This window comes from Halomonas sp. E14, assembly GCF_052568415.1.
The window spans coordinates 1,024,619-1,046,119 of the sequence record NZ_CP199423.1 but is presented as its reverse complement, the minus strand read 5'-3'; the positions used below and the strand labels follow the sequence as shown (position 1 = coordinate 1,046,119).

Sequence of the window (21,501 nt, the reverse complement as noted above, 5' to 3'; positions counted from 1 at the left end):
GCAAACCGGTCACAATCGAAGCGTCTGGTTTAACCTATCAACCGCACGATCTCCGTGAAAAGGAGCCATTGCGCAACGATGTGTAAGCCATTCACCATTCACACTGCATACCGACGCGCCTGGCTGACCACCACACCGCGCAGGTCCGATATTCGCGCGATTACCGAATGCCGTGGCCCTGCCGTTGGCAGCAGCCGGTAGGCACCGCCAATTCGATGCGTTTGGTACAGCCGCTGCTCCCCATCCAGCTCCGCCACTACCAGGTCGGCATGGCCTACCGGCCGGGACTCATCCACCACCAGCACATCGCCCTCGATGATCGGGCCATCCACCCCCGCCTCCGAGCTCACCTCGACCAAGTAGCAGCCAGCCTTGAACTGCTTCAGGTTGAGCCCGTCCATAGCCGGATGAATGCCCTCCCGCAGCGGACCCAGATAGTTCACGCGCATGCCCCTGCCTCGCCTCACTTTTTTCTCTGCTGACCGTCGAGCCGCTAATTTCCATTAGCGTTTGCCTGTTGCCTGAAACCGACGATGTCGAGAATACTGTATAAAACGACAGCAGTACAAAGGGACTCACCATGACACTGGCAAACCTCATCGCGGCTCATCCCGAGCCGCCATCGCTTGCGCTTCCCTACCCCCTGGCCCTCGGCCGCGCCGGGCTCTCGGGCTTCCCCAGCCCCGCGCAGGACTACGAAGGCCGCACGCTCGACCTCAATGAACGGCTGGTCAAACGCCCCTCGGCGACGTTCTTCATGAGTGTGACCGGCGACAGTATGGAGCGTCTGGGCATCTACGAAGGCGACCTGCTGTTGGTCGATCGCTCACTCGAGCCCCGCCCCGGCCACATCCTGGTCGCAATGGTTGACGGCGAAATCACCATCAAGCGCTACGAGCTGAAGGGCAACGTGCCGTTCCTTTGCTCAGGTAACCCCCGCTACGCCCCCATCCCGCTCGTTGATATCGAGTGCCAGGTCTGGGGCGTGGTGCGCTCGGTCATTCACGAGTACCCGGTATGAGCATGATCGGTCTGGTCGACTGCAACTCGTTCTACGTCAGCTGCGAGCGCGTGTTTCAACCGCGGCTGCGTGGCCTCCCGGTGGGTGTGATGTCGAACAACGACGGCTGCGTGATAGCGCTCTCCAACGAGCTGAAGGCGCTTGGCATCACCATGGGCACGCCAGCGTTTGAGCTGCAACACCTGGTCCGGCAGGGGCGCATCCATCTCCTCTCCAGCAATTACGAGCTATACGGCGACATGAGCCAACGAGTGCAATCCGTGCTCGAGGAGTTCGCCCCCGCCGTTGAGCCCTACTCCATCGACGAGATGTTCGTGAGATTCGATGGCTTCGCCCATGAGCAGCTGCTCGAGCATGCCCGGCAGTTGCATCAGAAGGTGCGTCAATTCACCGGCATACCGGTCTGCGTGGGTGTCGCGCCCACGCGAACCCTCGCCAAGCTGGCGAACCGTGCGGCCAAGAAGATATCGGCTTACCAGGGCGTATGCGTACTACAGCGAGACAGCAGGGATACGCAGGTACTGCTGAAGAAAATCGAGCTGGGCGACGTCTGGGGCGTTGGCCGCCGGCTCGTCGAGCGCCTGGCCCTGATGGGTATCAAGAGCGCCTGGGACCTCGCCCACGTCAACCCCAAGGAGATCCGCCGTCGCTTCTCGGTCACTCTGGAGCGCACCGCCCTGGAGCTGCGCGGCGTGCCCTGCATCGAAATGAATGACTTCGACGAAGCCCGCCAGCGCATCATGACCAGCCGCAGCTTCGGCAAGCTCACCGACGACATCAACGAGATCCGCGAAGCGATCCGGCAGCACGGTCAACGCGGCGCCGAAAAGCTCCGCCGGCAGAACGGCTTGGCCAAGGCCGTGTTGGTGTTCCTGAAGACCAATCCGTTCCGGCAGGACCTGCACCAGTACTCGCCGAGCCTGCTGCTCGAACTACCCCGCCCCACGGCCGATAGCCGCGAGATACTGCACACCGCCGGCCAGGCCCTGCAGCGGATCTACCGCAAAGGCTACCTGTACCAGAAAGGCGGCGTGATGCTGCTCGACCTGATCGACGCCGATCGACAACAGCTCTCGTTGCTCGATACGCCACAAAGCGACGCGGAGCGGCAGCGCAGTGCAAAGCTGATGTCAGCCATGGACGCGCTCAATCAGCGCATGGGGCGTGATACTGTTAAGTTAGGTATGCCTAGCCCAGGTGCAGCCTGGCATTTGCGCTGCGCAAACCGCAGTAACAGATGGACGACAGAGTGGATGGAATTGCCTACAGTTGGAATATAAGCCACGCTTTGGCGCTAAGATATAAAAATGAGGTTACAAGATGTGGCCATTTATAATGGGGTTTGCTTGGTCCGTAGTTGCGGGCGGCATCATCATACATCTTTTATACCTATACCTAGACAGGCAATACGGAAGCCTCAAGGCCGATTCGGAAGGAAACGTTGATAGAAGGCCTGTCGTCTATCTAGGCTTGGTTGAAAGAACCATTTACTTTTTATCCTCAGCATCCGGAGCCTATGTAATATTGGCCGGATGGCTAGTACTCAAAGGACTCTCTGACTCAATGATTACAAAAAAAGAGAGGAGCTCCCCCTTAACAACTTATGACATATATCTTACCGGAGTAGGCCTATCGTTACTTTTCGGTGTAAGTGGCGGCATGTTAACTCGACTTATGCTCGGGATTGAGCTTATTCCCACACAGTGACCGCTTCAAACTGGCAATTTTTCAATCAACTCAAAGCTTTCACTGTTGGCTGAGTTCACAGCCCGGCTAACCGGCCAGTGCTCGTACAGCGACGCATCCAGGTGACGCACCACGTGTCGGATCGTCTCCCGATCCGTCAGGTCCGGATCAAGCCATGGTTCAAGGCTGGCGTCGTCGAGAATCAGCGGCATGCGGTCGTGCACCTCGGCGGCAGTGCCTCGGGCGGGCTCGGTGAGAATCGCACAGCCTAGGCTGCCATCCTCCCGCTCAGCGTAGATGCCAGCAAAAGCGATCGCCTCGCGGTCGATCCTGGTCAAGTAGTGCGGCTGGTTGCCGTTATCGGTGGCCAACCACTCGAACCAGCCATCGGCAGGTACGATGCAACGTGCACGTGCGAAGGCGTGCTTGAAGTAGCCGCTGGTGGCCACCGTCTCGACTCGGGCATTGATTGGCTGCGCGGCCTTGCCCTTCGCCCACTTCGGCCGATAGCCCCACCATAGCTCGAGCTGCTCGGGTGGGGCATCATGCGCCACCTGCCGAAACCCGGTTATCCAGGTGCCCGGTGGAATGTTGTAGCGGGGTGGCGGCCCTTCCTCGGCCACCACGACACCCAGCCGGCGAGCTAGCTTGGGGTAGGCGTTGTAGGAAGCAAAGCGGCCGCACATAGTTACGCTTGGAAGGTCGGAATCAAACTTTGAACTAAGGTATCCATCACCCTTTCTCGATGCTCGTATCCCTCAGGCACCCTTGCTACTTTTGATTTAGCATCGGGTACAGCAACCTCTTTATTCCAAGGGCGTACCTTTGCCACTCCTTCAAGAGCATCACTAATTCGGCAACTAGCGATCTGGTTATACTCTTTGTTGATCTCAGAGCCAATAAATCGCCGACCTTCTACCAAGCTTGCCACCGCTGTTGTTCCACTCCCAGAGAATGGATCCAACACTAATCCACTTTCAGGCACAAGCGCCCGAATAAAGATTTGCGGCAACGCAACGGGGAACTGGCAAGGATGAGCAGTTTTCTCGACATGATTTTGCTTTACATTTGGGATATTCCAGACATCGCCCGGATTTTTGCCTAATGGATTACCGCTTGGCCGACCTTTATTCACCCCTCGCGATGAAGTTTTACCAGGATATTTCTGAGCTACTCTTACAGCATCAAGATTAAAAGAGTAAGCATCGCCTTTTGTAAACCACATTACTGTCTCGTGACGCCCACTAAAACGGTTGGAACAGTGCAAACCATGTCCAAACGTCCAAATAATTCTGTTTCTTAACTTAAGCTCTGCATGTTTTAAAGATTCAGCATAAACCAAAGCATCTAGAGGCGTGCTGACCCCATCTTTTACATGCATACCAACTTGCCAACACAAGCTTCCCCCTGGCTTCAGGATACGCACAATGTGCTGAAAGAGCATTTCATGGGCAGCGATAAAATCTGACAATTCCTTCGTAGATTCGTACGCCTTACCCATGCAGTAAGGAGGTGAAGAAAAAGCCATATCAACAGATGCGTCAGGGATGTTGGCAAGGAGCTCTATGCAGTCGCCTTCAAAAATTGAGCAAAGGCCACCATTATGAATATTATTGATAGCAGAAACACTACTATTGCAAACAATGCTCATTTCAACATCCCGATCATTTAAAGTAGGCGCTATAAAGTTCACGGCCAAGCTCTGCCCAGCGACTAGAAGTATATGCCCGCAGCCTAAAAGAAGCAATGTTAGAAAAAGCCTTTTGATAGTCAGGCGAAATCAACCCCCCACCATCATCATAGTAAATCTTGTCATTGGAAATAAGCTCTCTTAAGCAAACCAGCAGACCGTTAATGAAAGTTGGTGAAAGCACGCCTTTATTTTTCGGATTTTTGGGCGCCCACTGCTCAGAAGTAAGATTTTGTTTAACCCCCACCAGCATTTCGTTTATAATTTGCTTGCAAAATTTCACGTATTCATCTCGAAAGCTGTCAGTCAAGGGCACTGGGTTTTTGCATGCCCAGAGCTTGAAAAGTTCATTTGACCCCTTTGACTCTGGATCAACCAATGGCTTAAGAATATACCTAACAATTGAAGCTGTTGGGATACGAGAGCTTCTGTCAAATACGGATGTTTTAAGAACTCCTTTTATTGCACTATGTTTTGACAGCTGATCCGCAACGGCTTTTGCAATAGCAAGGCCTGACAGCGGATTGACTAAGGTTTCAATTTCTTGCCTCAATCCTGATGAAACCGCTGTTTGTGTATTATTAATCTTAAGAAAAAGCTCGGCTTCAAATCTCACCCGCTCTTTATCGGTGTAATTATCAGGAAAAACGATACCAGTAACCAATAAATTTTGGCGCTTCCGAATTTTTCTTATTTTTGACTCACTCTGATCAACACCCTCATGGTAAGAATATATGCGATGTTGACCATCAATTATGCCTATAGAAGCAAGCTCTTTAGGGAGATTTATAACAACTGGCTTAACAGTTGTTATGTCATGAAAATCCACTTGCTTCTTCGTACCATCTTTGGCCTCATAAACAACCATGTCTGATGGTAATGTAATGACCAAATTGTTTACGTATACTTTCTCATCCGAAGACAGATGCATACGCATTTCTTTTAATTTTTTATTACTCAACATGCGCTGATAAGATATCTCAGGACTCTCCCAACCATGTCTTCTTAAAACATAAGCTCTCTCAATAAGAGATTCGGGATCAGCATAAAACGAAACTACATAAAACCCTTCCGGATAATTAGTTTGCTTCCCGGACAATATGAAGGCATCAAAGGTATCCTCAGCCGGCTTATCAGGCCGACCTTTGATACGCTGATCTCCCAACTGACTCAACTTAACATCAAGGTACTTTAGCAATTCATACCTAGCTGAACCACCAATAGTTTTAATCGTTTCCTCAAAATACTTAGCTGTTTCTATTTTAAGTATTTTATAAGGCCCAGTATTAGCGGCCTCTTGTTCTTTCTCACAAGAATAATATAAAAACCTTACCTCAAGATCATCGACCTCAAGCTCCTGATCTTCAAGATAGGAAGAGAAATTCTTGTTTAATCTCGAATATTCCTCAAGCGCTTTGGTCAAATCAGAACTTAAAAGAGTCGCGAATGTTTGTTTTTTTCTGAAATGATCACTGCCTCTTTTTGCACCCTCAGTCTCTTCGCAAATCACTACTAAATTATTAAAAACAAATATATAGTCAAATTCAGATGCATCCCCCTTAAAGACAAATTCGATATTTTCTGACTTAATTTCACCAAACCCACACCCTGTAAACACTGTACGCAAAAGCGAATTTCTTTTTGCTTTTGCCACAGCTGGTTTTTTCTTTCTAACTACTTTTTCACCCTGCGCCATAATAGCCTCAAAGTAACCTTAATTTGAGCTAACTAACCCTGCCTATCCTTATCTCACACCGCCCCAATATCTCTACCTCCCCCATCTGCTGCGGAGTGATCATCTCTGGCTGGTAGTGCTCGTTATCACTAATCAGGTACAGCGCGCCGCCGGCCAAGCGCTGCAGGCGCTTGATGCGCCGCTCGCCGCTCACCGTCAGTAGAAACACCCCTTCCTGCCGAATGTCGCGGTTGGCCAGATCGACCAGCACCCAGTCGCCATCGGCCAGGGTGCCTTCCATCGAATCTCCGCGCACCTTGATGCCGGCCACCTGCCCGGGTTGGATGCCCAGGGCGGCCAGCTGCGCCTCGGGGAAGTAGAGCATGCCCTCGATTCGCTCCTCTTCCAGCGAGCGGCCTGCGCCGGCGGCACCTTCTACATCGTAGAGCTTTACCTCGGCGAGGCCTGATCCCGGCTGACTTGAGGCAACCACATGCGCCCCGTCAGCAACCCGAGAAGCTTCCGGAGCACCGTTCGGTTCTGTCACCGTACGGTTTCCTGTCAGCACATAATGGACATCAACACCGCCACCACTCAGAGCAGCGAGATAGTCGGCCTTTGGGCTGCGCTGATCACTCTCGTAAAGCATCTGCGTCTTTTTGGTCACGCCAGCCAGGTCACCGAACTGGGCTTGAGTCATGCCCAATCGGTCCCTTTCCTTACGCAGCCTCTCGCCAAAAGATACCATTCAGTCTCATACTCCACTTGACAAGGAAACCGTTCGGTTTCATCCTGTCGTTACAGTCTTAGACAACCTTAAGGAAGCCTACCCCATGAGCCCCGTTGAAACCATGCGGACAGTGCCGGCTCGTGCACCGAACGGTTGCAACAAACCGGTGATGACGCAGCTGACCGAGGCGGAGCGCGAGAAGGTGGAGCATATCGCCCAAACCGAGATGCGCTCGCTCTCCGCCACGGCGCGAATGCTGATGCTTCGCGGCATCCAGCAGTACGAAGACGACACCCTCGCCGCCAGCTGATCAACAGACATCCACGCAGCCCCGCGGGGGCGGATCGATCATCACTTCGGAGCTACACACATGACATTTAAGAAACCGGCAGGACGTCGAGCGCTTATCGAGCGGCTGGAGTATCGAAAGCTGACGCTTGAAGAAGCACTGTGTACAAAACTGCATGCCCTGCTGCGCAAGATGCGTATCGACATGCACCCCGACGCGGAGCCGCATCACCCAAGCCGAGCTGGGCAATTGCTCCGCTTCGTAGTGCTGCTTTTCAATCTCAAACTGTTCATAGCCGGCAACCGTCTGCTTCAGCGCAGCGTTCTCCTCAATCAACGCCGTCTCGCGTATCTGGGCTTCTACCAACGCCCTTTGAAGGTCGGAAAGCCGCTTAGCGGCCTCACCGCCAGAGTCAATGAAGTCCCACAGTCCGTGGGCGCGTTTGATCGCGTCCCCAATGACACTCACCTGCTTCATTCCCCTACTCCTTTGTCGTCTACGGTGCCACCCGATGCCACTGGCTGCCCATCGAGTCGCTCCGATTCTATCGCCCCTCACTGATGTACATCAGAAAGGACACCCACCATGTACCAGGACCCAAAACTTGTGCGCTCCCGTTACGGCGCCATCAACCTCGACGAGTACGAGCGGCGCCTGATCGATGCGCTGGTCGATTACACCGGCATCGATAAAGCCGTGCTGCTGCGTCAGCTGGTGATGAAGGAAGCCCTGGAAACCCTGGGCATCGCCGATCTCGAACTCAATGTGCCCCGCCGGGCGTAGGAATGGCAGGCCCTTTTGAGGACCTCAAGGAGCACTGGATTTATGGCTGACGAGTCCCGCCGCGGCGACCTGCAGCTCCCGCTGGATGACGAGCTCGAAGCCGTACTCGATCAGGTTCGCGTACAGCAGAACCTCAGAACGAACGAAGAAGCCGCCGAGTGGCTGCTGCGCAGAAGGCTGCGCAAGGGCGCTCAAGGGCTCACCGGGCGCGGGCGCGCCCTCTATCTCGCAGGGAGAAACTGACCTTGACCACTCAGTTCCGAAACAAGCCGCGTATCCCTTGCCCCCACTGCGGTGAAACGGCGGGTATCCGTAAGAGCCAGGGGCTCACCCCGGTGTACCGCGAGGCGGTCATCGAGTGCCGTAACCCAGAATGCGGTTGGCGCGGCAAGATCTCTATCGAGATCACCCACACCATCACGCCCAGCGACATGCCGAATCCCACGGTAGCCCTGCCGCTGGTGCCACGCCTGCGCGAACTGGCCATGGCTCAGGCGGCTACCGGGTAGCCGCCACCCCACCCCAGCAACACCCACAATCGGAGCGAGACCCATGCACGCATTGACTATCAATGACGCGGCTTGCGCGTACCTGTTGAAAATGCCCCGGCCCTATCAGCGCACCGTCGCGCTGGAGCGCTGTACCTCTCACCTGGTCGAGTCCCACGGCATCACCCTGGAACGCGCCGGCCTGGCCGCCCTGCAGGCGCTGGCCGAGCTCGAGACGCTGAACCAGACCGCCTATATCGACGCCGAGGCCTCCACCGCCCACGTGGTGGTCGTGCGCCGCCCGGGTCGTAACGCATTGGCCTTCTCCGTGGCCGACCTGCTGCGCCTGCATGCCCAGGAACGCAGCACACCGATGCCCCCGGCTACTTCCCAGCACTGAACCCGTAGAGAAGGCACCGTACATGGATAACCGGCTGCGCGACGACATCGTGACGCGACTGATCCGCGACTTCGAAGCCGAAGAGCGCGGCACGTACCTGCAGAAGGTGCGCTGCCCCGAGTGCGGCAAGCGCGAAGCCTTCATCAAGTCTGACGCGCCCTGGATGGTGAAGTGCGGCCGCGAGAACAAGTGCGGCAGCCAGGTCCACGTGAAAGAGCTGTTCCCCGAGCTGTTCGATTCCTGGAGCGAGCGCTTCGCCAACCTGCCACCCGCCACGGGCAAGCCGCAAAGCAGCACGCCGGTGGCCGATGCCTACCTGAGCATGGGCCGCGGCTTCGAGCTCGAGCGCATCCAGGGCTGGTACACCCAGGAGAGCTTCTTCGATCCCAAGATTGATGCCGCCTCCGCCACCGTGCGCTTCACCCTGGGCGCTGGCGTGTGGTGGGAACGGCTGATCGATAAGCCCGCCCGCTTCGGCAAGCAGAAGGCCAACTTCCGCGGCAGCTACCGCGGCCAGTGGTGGTGCCCGCCGGCGGTGGAGCTCGCCGCGGTCGATGAGCTGTGGGTCGTCGAGGGCATCTTCGACGCCATCGCCCTCACCCATCACGGCATCGCCGCCGTGTCGGCGATGAGCTGCAACAACTACCCCGAGAAGGCGCTCGAAGCGCTGGATCAGGCCTGCCGGCAAGCCGGGCGCACTCGGCCTACCCTGGTGTGGGCGCTGGATACCGGCAAGGCCGGCCAGGAGTGGACGCTCAAGCTGATCCGCCGGGCGCGTGCCGCCGGCTGGGAGTGCGAAGCCGCCCAGCCCAGCGAAGGGCGCGACTGGAACGACCTGCATCAGCGCGGCGAGCTCACCGAGAAGCACCTCGAGGAGTACCGCTACAACGGCGCGCTGTTGATCGCGCCCAGCGCCAACGACAAGGCGCTGCTGATCTACGAGAAGACCGAGCGCCGCGAGTTCCCCTTCGTGCACCGCAGCCAGACCTACTGGTTCAAGCTCGACCTCGACAAGTACCAGAAGATCTACAGCGACCTGATCGACGGCGATCGCCCCATGAGCGAGCGCCAGGCCCGTGACAAGGCCCTGGAGCAGTCCGGTGCCATCAAGCGCATCGCCAACTGCCACCCGCGTCCGCTCTATTTCCAGCGCAACGCCCTCACCGATGAGAGCTGGTACTACTACCGCATCGAGTACCCGGGCGAGCGCTACACGGTGAAGAACACCGTAACCGGCAGCGCCCTGGCCTCGGCCACAGAGTTCAAAAAGCGCCTGCTGTCGATCGCCCCCGGCGCGCAGTGGACGGGCTCCACCGAGCAGCTCGACGCCACCCTGGCGCAGCACTTGCCCATCCGCACCGTGGAAACGATCAACTTCGTCGGCTACGCCCGCGAGTACGAGGCCTACGTGCTGGGCGATTTCGCCGTGAAGGGCGGCAAGATCTATCAGCGCAACGACGAGGACTTCTTCGAACTGGGCCGCACCGCGCTCAAGACCCTCTCGCAGTCCACCCAGTTGCACATCAACAACGACCCGAACGACTACCGCACCGACTGGGCCGGGCTGATCCAGCACGCCTTCGGCAGCAAGGGCGTCGTTGCCCTGGCCTTCTGGCTGGGCACCCTGTTCGCCGAGCAGATTCGTTCCCGCGACAAGAGCTTCCCCTTCCTCGAGATCGTCGGCGAGGCCGGCGCCGGCAAGTCGACCCTGATCGAGTTCATGTGGAAGCTGCTCGGCCGCAACGACGAGGAAGGCTTCGACCCGGCCAAGTCGTCCGCCGCCGGCCGCGCCCGGCGCTTCGTCCAGGTCGCCAACCTGCCGGTGGTGCTGATCGAGTCCGATCGCGACGCCGAGGGCGGCAACAAGGCCAAGCAGTTCGACTGGGACGAACTCAAGACGGCTTACAACGGCCGCAGCGTGCGCGCCACCGGCGTGAAGAACATGGGCAGCGATACCTACGAGCCGCCCTTCCGTGGCGCCATCGTGATCAGCCAGAACGCCGCCGTGGCCGGCTCCGACGCCATCATGCAGCGCATCGTGCACCTGTTCTTCACTAAGGAAGGCCAGACCCGCGAAACCTTCGCCGCGGCCAAGGCACTCGAGGGCATGAAGATCGACCACGTCTCGCGCTTCATCCTCGAGGCCACCTCACGTGAGAGCGAGCTGCTCGGCCTCTACGCCAAGCAAATGTCGCACTACTTCGAGCAGATCCACGCCATGCCCGAGGTGCGCTCGCTGCGCATCGCCCAGAACCACGCCCAGATCGCCGCCCTGGTGGATTGCCTGGGGCCGAAAGGCCTCGGCCTGTTCACCGCCGAGGCAATCGCCCAGGCGCACCACCTGGTGGCCGCGATGGCCATCGAGCGGCAACAGGCCATCAATGCCGATCACCCGCTGGTCGAGGAGTTCTGGGAAACCGTCGAGTACCTGGAGCGCACCCGCGTGGAGAACGTGCTCGACCACAACGCCGGCCAAGGCTACCTCGCCATCAACCTGAAGGAGTTCGAGAAGCTCGCCGCCGACCATCACTTCCGCTTCGACATGCGCGAGCTGAAACGCCAGCTCAAGGGCAGCAAGGCGCGCAAGTTCGTGGCGTCCAACCACCCCGTTTATTCGAAGACCCGGCCGAACGGCGGCACCGTCAAGTGCTGGCTGTTCGAGCGTGGCTGACAGGAAAGGGAGATCAGCGATGCATACCTACACCCTCGACCAGGCCGCTGCCCTGCTCAACCTGGGCCGCAACACCCTCACCCGCCGGCTGCGCCAGGCCGGCATGCTCGGCCCCGACAACCTGCCCGCCGGCGCCTACCGCGGTGGCCGCCTACTTCGCGTGAAGACCGGCACCTTTCGGCACCCGGTCGCCGGCTGGACCCACTACGGCCGTACCGAAGTCTCCGACGCCGGCCTGGACCACATCGCCGAAAAGCTCGGTATCGATATCGACCACTTGCCGGTGCTGCACGCCACCCGGCAGGTACCGCAACAACCGAACCACGCAAGGAGCTGATCATGAGCCATGAATCACGTATGCCCCGCGTCTCTGAACGCCTTCGCGAGCGCAATCGCCAGGCCCTGGAAGCGATTCTCGCCGCCGAAACCGACGCCGAGAACCGGCTGGCCAAGATTGAGAAGCTCGGCCCAACGGCACTGCTGCGCCTGGTCGAGGTCGCTCAGGGCCACACCGGCCAAAGCCACCACTGCCGTCGCATCCTGCTGGCCATATACAACGACGGCAAGTGGCCGCTCGAGCTCACCCGCCTGCGCGTGATCGACCGCGATCTGCAGCGCGCAGCGCTCACCGTCATCGAGTGGGCCACGTACGCCGGCCGCGAACTGCACGAGTACCTGGACGACGGCAGCAAGGTGATGCAGCGCTTCTGGCTCACCGAAACGAGCGAGGCGGAATGACCATGGCCACCCCCCTCTGGGGCGTCGTAACGCCCGCCGGCGAGCCGATCGTTGGCTCGCTTCACCCCACACCGCACGGCGCGAAGTACCGCTTCTGCGCCTGCCACAACGTCGAGCCAAAGCGCCGCCCAGCCTTCTGGCACGTACGGGAAACCAAGGGCTACCGAGTCCGGCAATTCACCCTTCACCACCAGGAGCAAACCCATGGCTGATTCCGCGGATCTCGCCGGCGAGATCATCGAAACTTCACTGGCCAGCGCACTGAGTCGCACCAAACTGCCCAGCACCGTGGCCACCGATCCCTGGTGCGAGGAGTGCGGCGAGGAGATCCCACAGGCACGGCGCCTCGCCGCGCCCTGGGCAACCACCTGCATCGGATGCCAGAGCCTTCGTGAAAGGAGGGGCAAACATGCCGCCCGTTAAGGGCGGCCGGCTGGCCAAGATCGCCGCTCTGCTCTGCCAAGACGAGCTGTTTCGGCTCTACTTGGATCGGCGCAAGCGACATAAATTCGGCCTTACGCCTAGCCAGTTGCCCGACGGTACCCACAGCGAACAAGACGCGCGGGACTGGCTCTGCCAGGCCTGCCGTATCGAAAGCCGAGCCGAGCTCGATCACAACCCCTACGCCGCCGCCACCTTCAAGGGCATCCGCGCCCGCTTCGGCCGCTGGCATGCTACGCAGAGGAGCCAAGCATGAATACCTACTTCGGACTGCTCGCCGAGTTCAACGGCCGCGCCGAGATCCCCCTCGAGGAGGTTGCCCCGCGCTACTTTGGCATCAACGCTCGTACCGCCAGCATGCGCGCCGGCGCTCAAGCGCTGCCGGTGCCCGTCTATCGCGCTGGAGACTCGCAGAAGTCGCCCTGGCTGGTCAGCGCCGTGGATCTAGCCAGGTACCTGGACGCGAAGCGGGCCGAGGCGCATGAACTCTGGAAGCATGTGAACGAATGAAGGACTACCCGCCCGGGGCCTGGCGAAGGGCCAGGTTCTCCGGGCGGAGATGCGTGTAGCGCTTGAGCACCTCCCAGCTCTCGTGCAGTGTGAACTGCTGCACCTCGACGATCTCATACCCTGCCTCGAACAACCGCGACGTCGCTTCATGACGCAGGTCGTGGAAGCGCAGATCCTCGATCCCGCAAGCGGCCGTGGCCGCCCGCCACCGGGTCCCAATCGATTTGCCGTTGTAGGGGAAGATGCGGTCTTCGCCAGCTGCCCTGTGCTGTCGCTGGACGATGGCCATCGCCTCGTGGGTCAGCTTGAAGCGCTTGTGGTTGCCCCACTTCTGCCGCGGATGCTTCGCGTCCCGCACCCAGCAGGTCATCGCCACCTCGTCCAGATCAGACCACTGCAGCCGGGTAATCTCCTCCTGGCGCCGCGAAGAGGCGATCGCGAAGTCCATGATGTCCTCCATGGGGATGATGGCACTCGGCCGGATCCGCTGGGAGCGTTGAAAATAGACGCGGATCTGCTCTAGCTCGGCATCCGTCGGTCGCCGGTCACGAGAGCTTGGCTTACTGATCAGTCCCTTGCTGCGTAGTAGCAGCTTTGCCGCTTCGAAGTCGTTGAGGTTTACCGGCATTTTCCAGGCGGCCGCGGCCGTCTTCAGGATGATCCCGATCCAGACGATATCCTGGTTGATGGTAGCTGGCTTGATGCCGCTATTCTTGCGCATTACGGCATGCTCGATGATCTGCTCGCTGCCCAGCTCGGTGATCTTCACCCGAGCGATCGGGAGGCGCTGCAGCTGCTGGATAGTGGCCCGCTTGCTGCGGCCGGCGTCCTGGGCAAACTCATGCAGGTAGCGCTCGAAGGCGTCGCCCATAGTCACGCCCCGCCACTTCGCCGTCAGGATACCGCCGGGCTGCATCAGCTCGAGTTCGCGGCGCTTGGCCCACTCCTCGGCCATCGCCTTCTTCGGGAACGTCCGCGATTCGGAGTGGTCTGGTTGTCCACGCCGAGCGATGCGGATCTGGGCCATGTATGAGAAACTGCCGTCCTTTTTTCGACGCTTCCTGATCGTCGCCACGCGCATCCTCCGATGTACCAAATCGCCAGTGCCTCGTGTGCCAAAAATGTACCAAGCATTAGCGCAAAACGAGGCATATATACTGTAAATATGAACAGTTATGACTGACAAGGCAACCGCCACAACCCGCATGGATACTGGCACAGCGCGTCCTGCGCTGAACAGGACGTTCTCCGTAGCCCCTATGATGGACTGGACGACCCGCGATTACCGGGCCTTCGCTCGCACCCTGACCCACCAGGCACTGCTGTATACCGAGATGGTGACCACCGGCGCCATCCTGCACGGCAGCCCGCGGGAGCGTTTTCTCGGCTACGACGAGGTGGAGCATCCCATCGCGCTGCAGCTGGGCGGCAGCGACCCGGGCGAGCTGGCGGAGTGCGCGGCAATTGCCGAGGCGTGGGGCTACGACGAGGTGAACCTCAACGTCGGCTGTCCCAGCGACCGAGTGCAAAACAACATGATCGGCGCTTGCCTGATGGGCCACCCGGAGAAGGTGGCGGCAGCGGTGCGCGCCATGCGCGGGGCGGTAAAGATCCCGGTCACGGTGAAGTGCCGCATCGGCATCGACGATCAGGACGAGGACACCGACCTGGAGCGCTTCATCGCCCAGGTCGCGGACGCCGGCTGCGAGGTGTTCATCGTGCATGCACGCAAGGCCTGGCTGCAGGGGCTCTCGCCCAAGGAAAATCGCGACATCCCGCCGCTCAACTACCCTCGCGTGCACCGCCTGAAGGCGAGCCGGCCGGAGCTGCACATCGGCATCAACGGCGGCATCAAGACGCTGGACGAGTGCCGCGAACAGCTCGACCACGTCGACAGCGTGATGGTGGGCCGCGAGGCGTACCAGAACCCCTGGCTACTGGCCGGGGTGGACGAAGCGCTGTACGGAATGCCGGGGCCGGCCGTGAGCCGCCACGCCGCGGCCAGAGCGTTCCGCCCCTATATCGCCCGCCGGCTCGAGGAAGGCGCCAAGCTCAATCACGTGACCCGCCACCTGCTGGGGCTGTTCCAGGGCCAGCCGGGCGGGCGCCGTTTCCGTCGGCATCTCTCCGAAAACGGCCACCGGGACGGCGCCTGCCTGCGGGTGTACGACGATGCGCTTAGCCTGGTGCCGGAGCGCGAACCCACCAAAACGGTCTGAGCCCTTCAATAGAGCGGGTCGGGCGGCGGCTCGAGGCTGGAGTGGAAGGTCTCGATGGCGCTCTCGGCCTCTTCGATGGCGTCGAAGCGGGCGATATGGAACAGCGCCTCGCCCTCGTTAGCCAGCGGCAGCCGGCTCATACCGATCACGATACCGTCGGCCATGGCCCTGACGCTGGACTCCGCGTTGCCAAAGGGGTCCGCCACCTTGCCCAGCACATCACCCTTGGCCACCCGCGCGCCGAGCCGCACCTTGGGCCGCAGGATGCCGTCGATAGGTGCACGCGCCCAGCTCGAACCGTTCGCCAGCTCGGCGGCCGGCGGCGGCCGGCGGCGATGCTCGCCGGTCAGCATACCCAGTCGCCGCATGACCCTCAGCACTCCCCGCACACCCGGGGTAATCGCCCATTCATCGAAACGCAGCGCCTCGCCGGCCTCGTAGGTGAGCACCGGGATACCCCGTGTCTGGGCGTAATGGCGCAGGCTGCCCTCACGCAGTTCGGCATTGAGGATTACCGGCGCGCCGAAGGCATTGGCCATACGCTCGGTCTCGCTGCCTGGGCTCAGCTGGGCGCGGATCTGTGGAAGATTGGTGCGGTGAATAGCACCGGTGTGCAGGTCGATGATGTGCGTGGCGTGATCGACGATCTGCTCGCGGAAGAGCGCCGCCACCCGAGCGCCCAGCGAGCCCGTCTCGCTGCCGGGAAAGCAGCGGTTGAGATCGCGCCGGTCGGGCAGGTAGCGACTGTGCTGCATGAAGCCGAACACGTTGACGATGGGCACGGCGATCAGCGTGCCATGCAGGCCCTGGATCTGCTTGGAGCGCATCAGCCGGCGCACGATCTCCACGCTGTTGATCTCGTCACCGTGGATACCGCCGCACACCAGCAGCACCGGGCCGTCCAGGCGCCCATGCACGACTTCCACGGGAATATGCAAGGGAGCGTGGGTATAAAGGCGCGCCACCGGCACGTCGATCTGCAGCCGACTGCCTGGCTTGATCCGGGTACCGGCGAGTTCGAAGGAGGGGCGAGCCATGGGCAACTCCGAGGCAGAAAACGGCGTTTCCTTTATACCGCAGTGCGTTAGGCTTGGCGAGGCAGCGCCCACCAACCATACATAGCTGTATGTAAACCCTCCTGAACTGGGGTAGAATGAGCCTATCGCCGTCTGCACGAAAGAAGAGAGTCGCCCCATCATGGCACGACGTACCAAAGCGGAAGCCGCCGCCACCCGAGAAATGCTGCTCGATGCTGCAGAGGCCATCTTCCTCGAGCGCGGCGTCGCACGCACCTCGCTGGAACAGATCGCCCGCCACGCCGGCATGACACGGGGCGCCGTGTACTGGCACTTCCACAACAAGGCCGATCTGTTCCGGGCCATGCTGCTGCGGGTACGCATGCCGTTCGAGGAGCTGGTCGAGGAGATCGGCGACCCGGGGCTGGCCGAGCGCCCGCTGGAGGCCATTCGCCAGGCCTGCCAACGTGGATTCGCCCGCCTCGAACAACCACGCTATCGGCGCGTGCATGCCATTCTGATCCACCATTGCGAAACCTTCGGTGAGATCGACCCGCTGGCCATGCAAAACGAGATTGCTCAGGAGGCGTGCGGCGCCCTCATTGAGTATTTCAGCGTCGCCGCCGAACAGCAGCAGCTGCGCGAGGACATCTCCCCCGAGCAGGCTGCCCGCCTTCTCCAGGCGTCTCTGGGTGGCCTGTTCCATGACTGGCTGCGCAATCACGAACAGTATTCGCTGGTGCAGCGCGGCATGGAGCTGGTGGACACCATGCTGCGCCTGGTCTCCCGCAGCCCGAGCGCCACAGGCGCGGCGCGCCCTGTGTAGCCGTCGCGCTGCCTTCGGCACAATCACCAGCCCGGGGTGCTGCCGTCAGGTGGTACTCACCATTGCACATCCCCCTTCTCCGATATGGATAAAGCGTCTCATTTCCCACGGGCGTGCAACATCGTGCCGTAGCGACTAGATTGAGACATCGTTGATCAAGGCAGGGAGGCCTATCATGAAACGCGGCATCGCGTGGCTGTTGCTCATTGCGCTTGGCCTGTCGGGCTGCAACGACACGGAAGAGCCCACCGAGCCCCCCACGCGGGTGGTGAAGCTGTACCAGGCCGGACAGCAGGAAGTCGCTCCCAGCCGCCGCTTCGTCGGCCGTGTCGCTGCGCTGCAGAGCGTCGATCTTTCCTTTCGCGTGAGCGGTCGGCTGCAGGAATTCCCCGCCGTGCAGGGCACGGTGATCCCCCGCGGCGAGCTGATCGCCCGCCTCGACCCCACCGACTACGAACTCGCCGTGCGCCGTGCCGAAGCCGAGCAGGAGCTGGCCCGGCGCCAACTGGCGCGCCAGCGCAGCCTGCTGGAGCAGAATGCTATCGCCCAGGCCGACGTCGACGCGGTCCGCACCGAGTACGAACTCGCCGACGTGCAGCTCGACAGCGCCAGGCGCGACCTCGAACACACCACCCTGGAAGCCCCCTTCGATGCCCTGGTGACGCGGCGCCTGGTCGAGAATCACAGCAATGTGCCGGCCAATGCCGAAGTCGTGCGGGTGCAGGATGTGTCCGAACTGCGCATACGCATCAATGTACCGGAGTCACTGGTGCGTCATCTCGATGATCCCTCGCGTTTCCGGGTGCAGGCGGAACTCGTCTCGATGCCAGGCCAGCGCCTGCCCCTGACGTTCCGCGAACGCGTCACCGAACCCGATCCGGTTGCCCAGACCTACGAGGTCGAGTTCGCGCTGGACGACGACGTTCCCCTGGTCGCGCTGCCCGGCATGACCGCCAGTGTATACGTCGAGCTGCGCGAGGCGGTGGTGCCGCCCATCGTAATGGTGCCGGTCAGCGCGCTGGCGAAGGACGAGGCCGGACGGTTTCACGTGTGGCGCTACGACGCCGACAGCGAGACCGTCGCGGCCCAGCGAGTCACCGTCGGCGAGATCAGCGGTGACTACGTGCCGGTGATCGCCGGGCTGCGCCATGGCGAAACCATCGTCGCTGCCGGCGTGCATCTGCTGCGCGAAGGTATGACGGTGGCACCGCTACGGGATTCGCTATAAGGAGCCGCGCATGGATATCGCACGACGCTCCATCGAGCGACCGCTCACTACCTGGTTGATCGTGGTGGTGTGCTTCTTCGGGGGGCTGTGGGGCTTCAATACCGTGGGCAAGCTGGAAGATCCCGCCTTCACCATCCCCAACGCCATCATCAACACCCCCTACCCCGGTGCCACCGCCAGCGAGGTCGAGGAGGAAGTCACCGAGCGGCTGGAGCGTGCGATACAGGAGCTGCAGCAGATCGACGTGATCACCTCCACCTCGCTGCCCGGGCGCTCGGAGATCGAGGTGGAGGTCCATTCCGACTATCGCAGCCATGAACTGCCGCAGATCTGGGACGAGCTGCGGCGCAAGATCAACGACACCCAGGGCGCGCTTCCCGCGGGCGCCCAACCGTCGCAGGTCAACGACGACTTCGGTGAGGTCTACGGGCTGTTCTACGCGGTCACGGCCGAGGGGTTCTCGGCGCAGGAGATCCTCGACATCTCCACCTTCCTGCAGCGGGAGCTGCTGACCGTACCCGGCGTGGCCAGGGTCACCACGGCGGGCGAGCGCGAGGAGACGATCTATGTCGAAATTCCCAACGAGCGCCTGACCACGCTCGGCATCCCCGTCGAGCAGGTGGTCAATACCATCCAGACGGAAAACACCGTGGAGGACGCCGGGGCGCTGCGCGTGGGCGACAGCCATGTGCGCATCGTCGCCCGCACGGCCGTGGACAGCGTGACCGCCATCGAGGCGATACGCATCGGGCGACCCGGCACCACCGAGCAGATCTCGCTGGTCGACATTGCCAACGTCTACCGCCAGCCCAGCGAGATTCCCAACCACCTCGTCCGCCACAACGGCAGCGACGCCTTCACCCTGGCGGTGGCCGGCATCGAGACGGAAAACATCATTGAAGTCGGCGACGCCGTCGAAGCGCACCTGGAGAGCCTGCAGGGGCGCATTCCGCTGGGAGTCGAGCTGCACCCGATCTACGAGCAGCATCGCGTCGTTGACGACGCCATCAACGATTTCCTGCTCAACCTGGCCATGTCGGTATCCATCGTGATCGGCGTGTTGTGCCTGTTCATGGGCTGGCGCATCGGCCTGGTGGTGGGGGCCACCCTGCTGCTCACCGTGCTCGGCACCCTGCTGTTCATGGCGCTGCTGAACATCGAGATGGAGCGTATCTCGCTGGGGGCGCTGATCATCGCCATGGGCATGTTGGTGGACAACGCCATCGTGGTGGCGGAAGGCATGGTGATCAACATGAAGCGCGGGCAGAACGCCACCGAAGCCGCCAGCGCCGCCGCTCGCCGCACCCAGGTCCCGCTGCTCGGGGCCACCGTCATCGGCATCATGGCCTTCGCCGGGATCGGCCTGTCCGACGATGTGACCGGTGAGTTCCTGTTCTCCCTGTTCATGGTCATCCTGATCTCGCTGATGCTCAGCTGGCTGCTCGCCATCACGGTCACGCCGCTGTTCGGCTACTACCTGCTGCGCCAGTCCGGCGACGGCGACGAAGACCCTTACAAGGGCCTGCTCTACCGCCTGTACAAGCGCCTGCTGGGCCTGGCCCTGAAGCTGCGGGCGCTGACCGTCAGCGCCCTGGTCGCCATCACGGCGCTGTGCTTCTGGGCCTTCGGCTTCATCCCCCAGTCGTTCTTCCCCGACTCCAACACGCCGATCTTCTACGTCAACTATGTGCTGCCCCAGGGCAGCGACATTCGCGCCACGGCACGCGACGCCCGCGAGATCGACCGCTACCTGCTGGAGCAGCCGGGCGTGGAGGCGGTCTCCAGCTTCATCGGCCAGGGGGCCACCCGCTTCATGCTCACCTACGCACCGGAGCAGCCCAACCCCGGCTACGCGCAGTTCATCATTCGCACCGAGAGCCTCGACGACATCCCGGCGCTCGACCGGCGCATCTACCGGGAGCTGAGCGAGGCCTACCCGAACGCGGAAGTGCGCACCCGCCGGCTGCAGTTCGGCCCCGGCGACGGCGCCAGGATCGAGGCGCGCTTCAGCGGCAACGACCCAAGCGTCCTGCGCGAACTGGGCAACGAGGCCCAGCGCAGGATGGCGGAATACCCGCAGTTGATCGACATCCGCCAGAACTGGCGCCAGCAGGAGCTGGTGGTGGTGCCGCAGATCAACGAGGAGCGGGCGCGCATGGCCGGCGTCGGCCGCGACGAGATCGCCCAAACGCTGCAGTTTGCCTCCTCGGGGGTGCAGGCCGGCACCTACCGGGAAGACGACACGCTGCTGCCCATCGTGGCGCGCCCCCCGGAAGCAGAGCGCAACGACGTGGCGCTACTCGCCGACCGGCTGATCTGGAGCGCCGCCGAGCAGACCTTCATCCCCCTCACCCAGGTGGTGGACGCCTTCGAGACCCACAGCGAGGAAGCGTTGATCGTGCGCCGCAACCGGGTGCGCACCCTGACGGTCGAGGCAGACCCCGCCGAAGGCTATACCGCCGACCAGGCCTTCACTGCGGTGCGCGACCGCCTCGAGGACATGGCGCTGCCTACCGGCTACCGCATGGCATGGGGCGGCGAGCACGAGGATTCGGCGGAGGCCCAGGCCGCCCTGGCCCGGCAGCTGCCGATCAGCGCCCTGGTGATGCTGCTGACGTCGATCCTGCTGTTCGGCAAGCTGCACCAGCCGCTGATCATCTGGCTGGTGGTGCCGATGTCGGTATGCGGGGTGGTGATTGGACTGCTGCTCACCGGGCTGCCGTTCTCGTTCACCGCCCTGCTGGGCATGCTCAGCCTGTCGGGCATGCTGATGAAGAACGCCATCGTGCTGGTCGACGAGATCGACGCCCAGATCGACACCGGCAAAGCGCGCCTGGATGGACTTATCGACGCCAGCGTCAGCCGCCTGCGCCCGGTGCTGCTGGCCGCCGGCACCACCATCCTCGGCATGCTGCCGCTGCTGGCCGACGCCTTCTTCAACAGCATGGCGGTGACCATCATGGGCGGGTTGGCCTTCGCCTCCCTGCTCACGCTGATCGCGGTGCCGGTGCTCTACGCGCTGTTCTTCGGCATCCGGCCCGAACGCCAGCCGTACAAGGCCTGACCCGCCGCCCGGCAGCCGGCGGCGAG

26 protein-coding genes are annotated in these 21,501 nt (G+C 61.1%); 18 read left to right on the top strand and 8 right to left on the bottom strand.

Going from position 1 to position 21,501, the window contains the following annotated elements:
• Positions 1-98: 98 nt before the first annotated feature.
• Positions 99-449, bottom strand: a complete 351-nt coding sequence (locus ACT7B3_RS04805) for a S24 family peptidase (RefSeq protein ID WP_445157056.1) — start codon at positions 447-449, stop codon at positions 99-101.
• A 131-nt stretch (positions 450-580) separates the two neighbouring features.
• On the opposite strand from ACT7B3_RS04805, the gene ACT7B3_RS04800 reads away from it, so the two are divergent.
• Together ACT7B3_RS04800 and ACT7B3_RS04795 are read left to right on the top strand one after the other, a co-directional pair.
• Positions 581-1,021, top strand: a complete 441-nt coding sequence (locus ACT7B3_RS04800; protein ID WP_103970428.1) for a LexA family protein — start codon at positions 581-583, stop codon at positions 1,019-1,021.
• Positions 1,018-2,301: a Y-family DNA polymerase gene (locus tag ACT7B3_RS04795; RefSeq protein ID WP_445157055.1), complete on the top strand. Its 1,284-nt coding sequence runs from the start codon at positions 1,018-1,020 to the stop codon at positions 2,299-2,301. Before ACT7B3_RS04800 ends, ACT7B3_RS04795 begins: the two co-directional genes overlap by 4 nt.
• Positions 2,302-2,733: 432 nt before the next feature.
• Here ACT7B3_RS04795 and ACT7B3_RS04790 read toward each other — a convergent pair whose 3' ends face one another.
• The 4 genes from ACT7B3_RS04790 to ACT7B3_RS04775 are packed head-to-tail and all read right to left on the bottom strand — an operon-like array spanning position 2,734 to position 6,772.
• Complete coding sequence (locus ACT7B3_RS04790) at positions 2,734-3,393, bottom strand: SOS response-associated peptidase (RefSeq protein WP_445157054.1); 660 nt, start codon at positions 3,391-3,393, stop codon at positions 2,734-2,736.
• A 2-nt stretch (positions 3,394-3,395) separates the two neighbouring features.
• Positions 3,396-4,400, bottom strand: coding sequence for a DNA-methyltransferase (locus ACT7B3_RS04785; protein WP_445157053.1), 1,005 nt, complete (start codon positions 4,398-4,400; stop codon positions 3,396-3,398).
• Positions 4,372-6,093 carry a DGQHR domain-containing protein gene (locus ACT7B3_RS04780; protein WP_445157052.1) on the bottom strand — a complete coding sequence of 574 codons (1,722 nt, stop codon included), beginning with the start codon at positions 6,091-6,093 and terminating at the stop codon, positions 4,372-4,374. Before ACT7B3_RS04780 ends, ACT7B3_RS04785 begins: the two co-directional genes overlap by 29 nt.
• Positions 6,094-6,121: 28 nt before the next feature.
• Positions 6,122-6,772 (bottom strand): XRE family transcriptional regulator, encoded by a 651-nt coding sequence (locus ACT7B3_RS04775; RefSeq protein ID WP_445157051.1) that lies wholly within the window; start codon positions 6,770-6,772, stop codon positions 6,122-6,124.
• Between the two features lie 199 nt (positions 6,773-6,971).
• On the opposite strand from ACT7B3_RS04775, the gene ACT7B3_RS04770 reads away from it, so the two are divergent.
• Positions 6,972-7,112, top strand: coding sequence for a hypothetical protein (locus ACT7B3_RS04770; protein ID WP_445157050.1), 141 nt, complete (start codon positions 6,972-6,974; stop codon positions 7,110-7,112).
• Here the strand turns inward: ACT7B3_RS04770 and ACT7B3_RS04765 are convergent, their stop codons facing one another.
• Positions 7,113-7,568 carry a hypothetical protein gene (locus ACT7B3_RS04765; protein WP_445157049.1) on the bottom strand — a complete coding sequence of 152 codons (456 nt, stop codon included), beginning with the start codon at positions 7,566-7,568 and terminating at the stop codon, positions 7,113-7,115. It lies immediately after the preceding gene.
• Positions 7,569-7,676: 108 nt separating this feature from the next.
• Here ACT7B3_RS04765 and ACT7B3_RS04760 point away from each other — a divergent pair, with 108 nt between their 5' ends.
• Genes ACT7B3_RS04760 through ACT7B3_RS04710 form a run of 11 tightly spaced genes read left to right on the top strand, consistent with a single transcriptional unit; the run spans position 7,677 to position 13,122 of the window.
• On the top strand, positions 7,677-7,874 hold the full coding sequence (locus tag ACT7B3_RS04760; protein ID WP_445157048.1) for a hypothetical protein: 198 nt from the start codon (positions 7,677-7,679) through the stop codon (positions 7,872-7,874).
• A gap of 42 nt (positions 7,875-7,916) precedes the next feature.
• Positions 7,917-8,117 carry a hypothetical protein gene (locus ACT7B3_RS04755; RefSeq protein ID WP_234277656.1) on the top strand — a complete coding sequence of 67 codons (201 nt, stop codon included), beginning with the start codon at positions 7,917-7,919 and terminating at the stop codon, positions 8,115-8,117.
• A gap of 2 nt (positions 8,118-8,119) precedes the next feature.
• Entirely contained in the window at positions 8,120-8,383 is a 264-nt protein-coding gene (locus ACT7B3_RS04750; RefSeq protein WP_160113393.1) for an ogr/Delta-like zinc finger family protein, read from the top strand.
• Between the two features lie 43 nt (positions 8,384-8,426).
• Positions 8,427-8,762, top strand: a complete 336-nt coding sequence (locus ACT7B3_RS04745) for a hypothetical protein (RefSeq protein ID WP_445157047.1) — start codon at positions 8,427-8,429, stop codon at positions 8,760-8,762.
• 22 nt (positions 8,763-8,784) lie between these two features.
• Positions 8,785-11,433: a toprim domain-containing protein gene (locus tag ACT7B3_RS04740; RefSeq protein ID WP_445157046.1), complete on the top strand. Its 2,649-nt coding sequence runs from the start codon at positions 8,785-8,787 to the stop codon at positions 11,431-11,433.
• A gap of 19 nt (positions 11,434-11,452) precedes the next feature.
• Positions 11,453-11,770: a phage antirepressor KilAC domain-containing protein gene (locus ACT7B3_RS04735; protein WP_445157045.1), complete on the top strand. Its 318-nt coding sequence runs from the start codon at positions 11,453-11,455 to the stop codon at positions 11,768-11,770.
• Between the two features lie 2 nt (positions 11,771-11,772).
• Positions 11,773-12,171, top strand: a complete 399-nt coding sequence (locus ACT7B3_RS04730) for a DUF7673 family protein (protein ID WP_445157044.1) — start codon at positions 11,773-11,775, stop codon at positions 12,169-12,171.
• Positions 12,168-12,383: a hypothetical protein gene (locus tag ACT7B3_RS04725; protein WP_445157043.1), complete on the top strand. Its 216-nt coding sequence runs from the start codon at positions 12,168-12,170 to the stop codon at positions 12,381-12,383. The genes ACT7B3_RS04730 and ACT7B3_RS04725 overlap by 4 nt, the downstream gene beginning before the upstream one ends.
• On the top strand, positions 12,376-12,594 hold the full coding sequence (locus ACT7B3_RS04720; RefSeq protein WP_445157042.1) for a TraR/DksA C4-type zinc finger protein: 219 nt from the start codon (positions 12,376-12,378) through the stop codon (positions 12,592-12,594). The genes ACT7B3_RS04725 and ACT7B3_RS04720 overlap by 8 nt, the downstream gene beginning before the upstream one ends.
• Positions 12,581-12,868 (top strand): hypothetical protein, encoded by a 288-nt coding sequence (locus tag ACT7B3_RS04715; protein ID WP_445157041.1) that lies wholly within the window; start codon positions 12,581-12,583, stop codon positions 12,866-12,868. Before ACT7B3_RS04720 ends, ACT7B3_RS04715 begins: the two co-directional genes overlap by 14 nt.
• On the top strand, positions 12,865-13,122 hold the full coding sequence (locus ACT7B3_RS04710; RefSeq protein ID WP_445157040.1) for a pyocin activator PrtN family protein: 258 nt from the start codon (positions 12,865-12,867) through the stop codon (positions 13,120-13,122). Before ACT7B3_RS04715 ends, ACT7B3_RS04710 begins: the two co-directional genes overlap by 4 nt.
• Before the next feature lie 4 nt (positions 13,123-13,126).
• Here the strand turns inward: ACT7B3_RS04710 and ACT7B3_RS04705 are convergent, their stop codons facing one another.
• Positions 13,127-14,197 (bottom strand): site-specific integrase, encoded by a 1,071-nt coding sequence (locus tag ACT7B3_RS04705; RefSeq protein WP_445157039.1) that lies wholly within the window; start codon positions 14,195-14,197, stop codon positions 13,127-13,129.
• A 100-nt stretch (positions 14,198-14,297) separates the two neighbouring features.
• Here ACT7B3_RS04705 and dusA point away from each other — a divergent pair, with 100 nt between their 5' ends.
• Complete coding sequence (gene dusA, locus ACT7B3_RS04700) at positions 14,298-15,341, top strand: tRNA dihydrouridine(20/20a) synthase DusA (protein WP_445157038.1); 1,044 nt, start codon at positions 14,298-14,300, stop codon at positions 15,339-15,341.
• A gap of 5 nt (positions 15,342-15,346) precedes the next feature.
• Here dusA and ACT7B3_RS04695 read toward each other — a convergent pair whose 3' ends face one another.
• Complete coding sequence (locus tag ACT7B3_RS04695) at positions 15,347-16,378, bottom strand: succinylglutamate desuccinylase/aspartoacylase family protein (protein WP_445157037.1); 1,032 nt, start codon at positions 16,376-16,378, stop codon at positions 15,347-15,349.
• 160 nt (positions 16,379-16,538) lie between these two features.
• Here ACT7B3_RS04695 and ACT7B3_RS04690 point away from each other — a divergent pair, with 160 nt between their 5' ends.
• The 3 genes from ACT7B3_RS04690 (at position 16,539) to ACT7B3_RS04680 (ending at position 21,475) form a co-directional block, all read left to right on the top strand.
• On the top strand, positions 16,539-17,183 hold the full coding sequence (locus ACT7B3_RS04690) for a TetR family transcriptional regulator (RefSeq protein WP_445157036.1): 645 nt from the start codon (positions 16,539-16,541) through the stop codon (positions 17,181-17,183).
• A 175-nt stretch (positions 17,184-17,358) separates the two neighbouring features.
• Positions 17,359-18,411, top strand: a complete 1,053-nt coding sequence (locus tag ACT7B3_RS04685) for an efflux RND transporter periplasmic adaptor subunit (RefSeq protein ID WP_445157035.1) — start codon at positions 17,359-17,361, stop codon at positions 18,409-18,411.
• A 10-nt stretch (positions 18,412-18,421) separates the two neighbouring features.
• Positions 18,422-21,475 (top strand): efflux RND transporter permease subunit, encoded by a 3,054-nt coding sequence (locus tag ACT7B3_RS04680; RefSeq protein WP_445157034.1) that lies wholly within the window; start codon positions 18,422-18,424, stop codon positions 21,473-21,475.
• Positions 21,476-21,501: the final 26 nt, after the last annotated feature.

Excerpts from the sequence above, each read along its gene's own strand:
- ACT7B3_RS04805 (WP_445157056.1), bottom strand. The coding sequence starts at position 449 with ATGCGCGTGAACTATCTGGGTCCGCTGCGGGAGGGCATTCATCCGGCT.
- ACT7B3_RS04690 (WP_445157036.1), top strand. The coding sequence starts at position 16,539 with ATGGCACGACGTACCAAAGCGGAAGCCGCCGCCACCCGAGAAATGCTG.
- ACT7B3_RS04775 (WP_445157051.1), bottom strand. The coding sequence starts at position 6,772 with ATGACTCAAGCCCAGTTCGGTGACCTGGCTGGCGTGACCAAAAAGACG.
- ACT7B3_RS04755 (WP_234277656.1), top strand. The coding sequence starts at position 7,917 with ATGGCTGACGAGTCCCGCCGCGGCGACCTGCAGCTCCCGCTGGATGAC.
- ACT7B3_RS04730 (WP_445157044.1), top strand. The coding sequence starts at position 11,773 with ATGAGCCATGAATCACGTATGCCCCGCGTCTCTGAACGCCTTCGCGAG.
- ACT7B3_RS04745 (WP_445157047.1), top strand. The coding sequence starts at position 8,427 with ATGCACGCATTGACTATCAATGACGCGGCTTGCGCGTACCTGTTGAAA.
- ACT7B3_RS04710 (WP_445157040.1), top strand. The coding sequence starts at position 12,865 with ATGAATACCTACTTCGGACTGCTCGCCGAGTTCAACGGCCGCGCCGAG.
- ACT7B3_RS04790 (WP_445157054.1), bottom strand. The coding sequence starts at position 3,393 with ATGTGCGGCCGCTTTGCTTCCTACAACGCCTACCCCAAGCTAGCTCGC.
- ACT7B3_RS04695 (WP_445157037.1), bottom strand. The coding sequence starts at position 16,378 with ATGGCTCGCCCCTCCTTCGAACTCGCCGGTACCCGGATCAAGCCAGGC.
- ACT7B3_RS04795 (WP_445157055.1), top strand. The coding sequence starts at position 1,018 with ATGAGCATGATCGGTCTGGTCGACTGCAACTCGTTCTACGTCAGCTGC.
- ACT7B3_RS04720 (WP_445157042.1), top strand. The coding sequence starts at position 12,376 with ATGGCTGATTCCGCGGATCTCGCCGGCGAGATCATCGAAACTTCACTG.
- ACT7B3_RS04725 (WP_445157043.1), top strand. The coding sequence starts at position 12,168 with ATGACCATGGCCACCCCCCTCTGGGGCGTCGTAACGCCCGCCGGCGAG.
- ACT7B3_RS04800 (WP_103970428.1), top strand. The coding sequence starts at position 581 with ATGACACTGGCAAACCTCATCGCGGCTCATCCCGAGCCGCCATCGCTT.
- ACT7B3_RS04740 (WP_445157046.1), top strand. The coding sequence starts at position 8,785 with ATGGATAACCGGCTGCGCGACGACATCGTGACGCGACTGATCCGCGAC.
- ACT7B3_RS04780 (WP_445157052.1), bottom strand. The coding sequence starts at position 6,093 with ATGGCGCAGGGTGAAAAAGTAGTTAGAAAGAAAAAACCAGCTGTGGCA.
- ACT7B3_RS04680 (WP_445157034.1), top strand. The coding sequence starts at position 18,422 with ATGGATATCGCACGACGCTCCATCGAGCGACCGCTCACTACCTGGTTG.
- ACT7B3_RS04715 (WP_445157041.1), top strand. The coding sequence starts at position 12,581 with ATGCCGCCCGTTAAGGGCGGCCGGCTGGCCAAGATCGCCGCTCTGCTC.
- ACT7B3_RS04685 (WP_445157035.1), top strand. The coding sequence starts at position 17,359 with ATGAAACGCGGCATCGCGTGGCTGTTGCTCATTGCGCTTGGCCTGTCG.
- ACT7B3_RS04765 (WP_445157049.1), bottom strand. The coding sequence starts at position 7,568 with ATGAAGCAGGTGAGTGTCATTGGGGACGCGATCAAACGCGCCCACGGA.
- ACT7B3_RS04735 (WP_445157045.1), top strand. The coding sequence starts at position 11,453 with ATGCATACCTACACCCTCGACCAGGCCGCTGCCCTGCTCAACCTGGGC.
- ACT7B3_RS04760 (WP_445157048.1), top strand. The coding sequence starts at position 7,677 with ATGTACCAGGACCCAAAACTTGTGCGCTCCCGTTACGGCGCCATCAAC.
- ACT7B3_RS04770 (WP_445157050.1), top strand. The coding sequence starts at position 6,972 with ATGACGCAGCTGACCGAGGCGGAGCGCGAGAAGGTGGAGCATATCGCC.
- dusA (WP_445157038.1), top strand. The coding sequence starts at position 14,298 with ATGACTGACAAGGCAACCGCCACAACCCGCATGGATACTGGCACAGCG.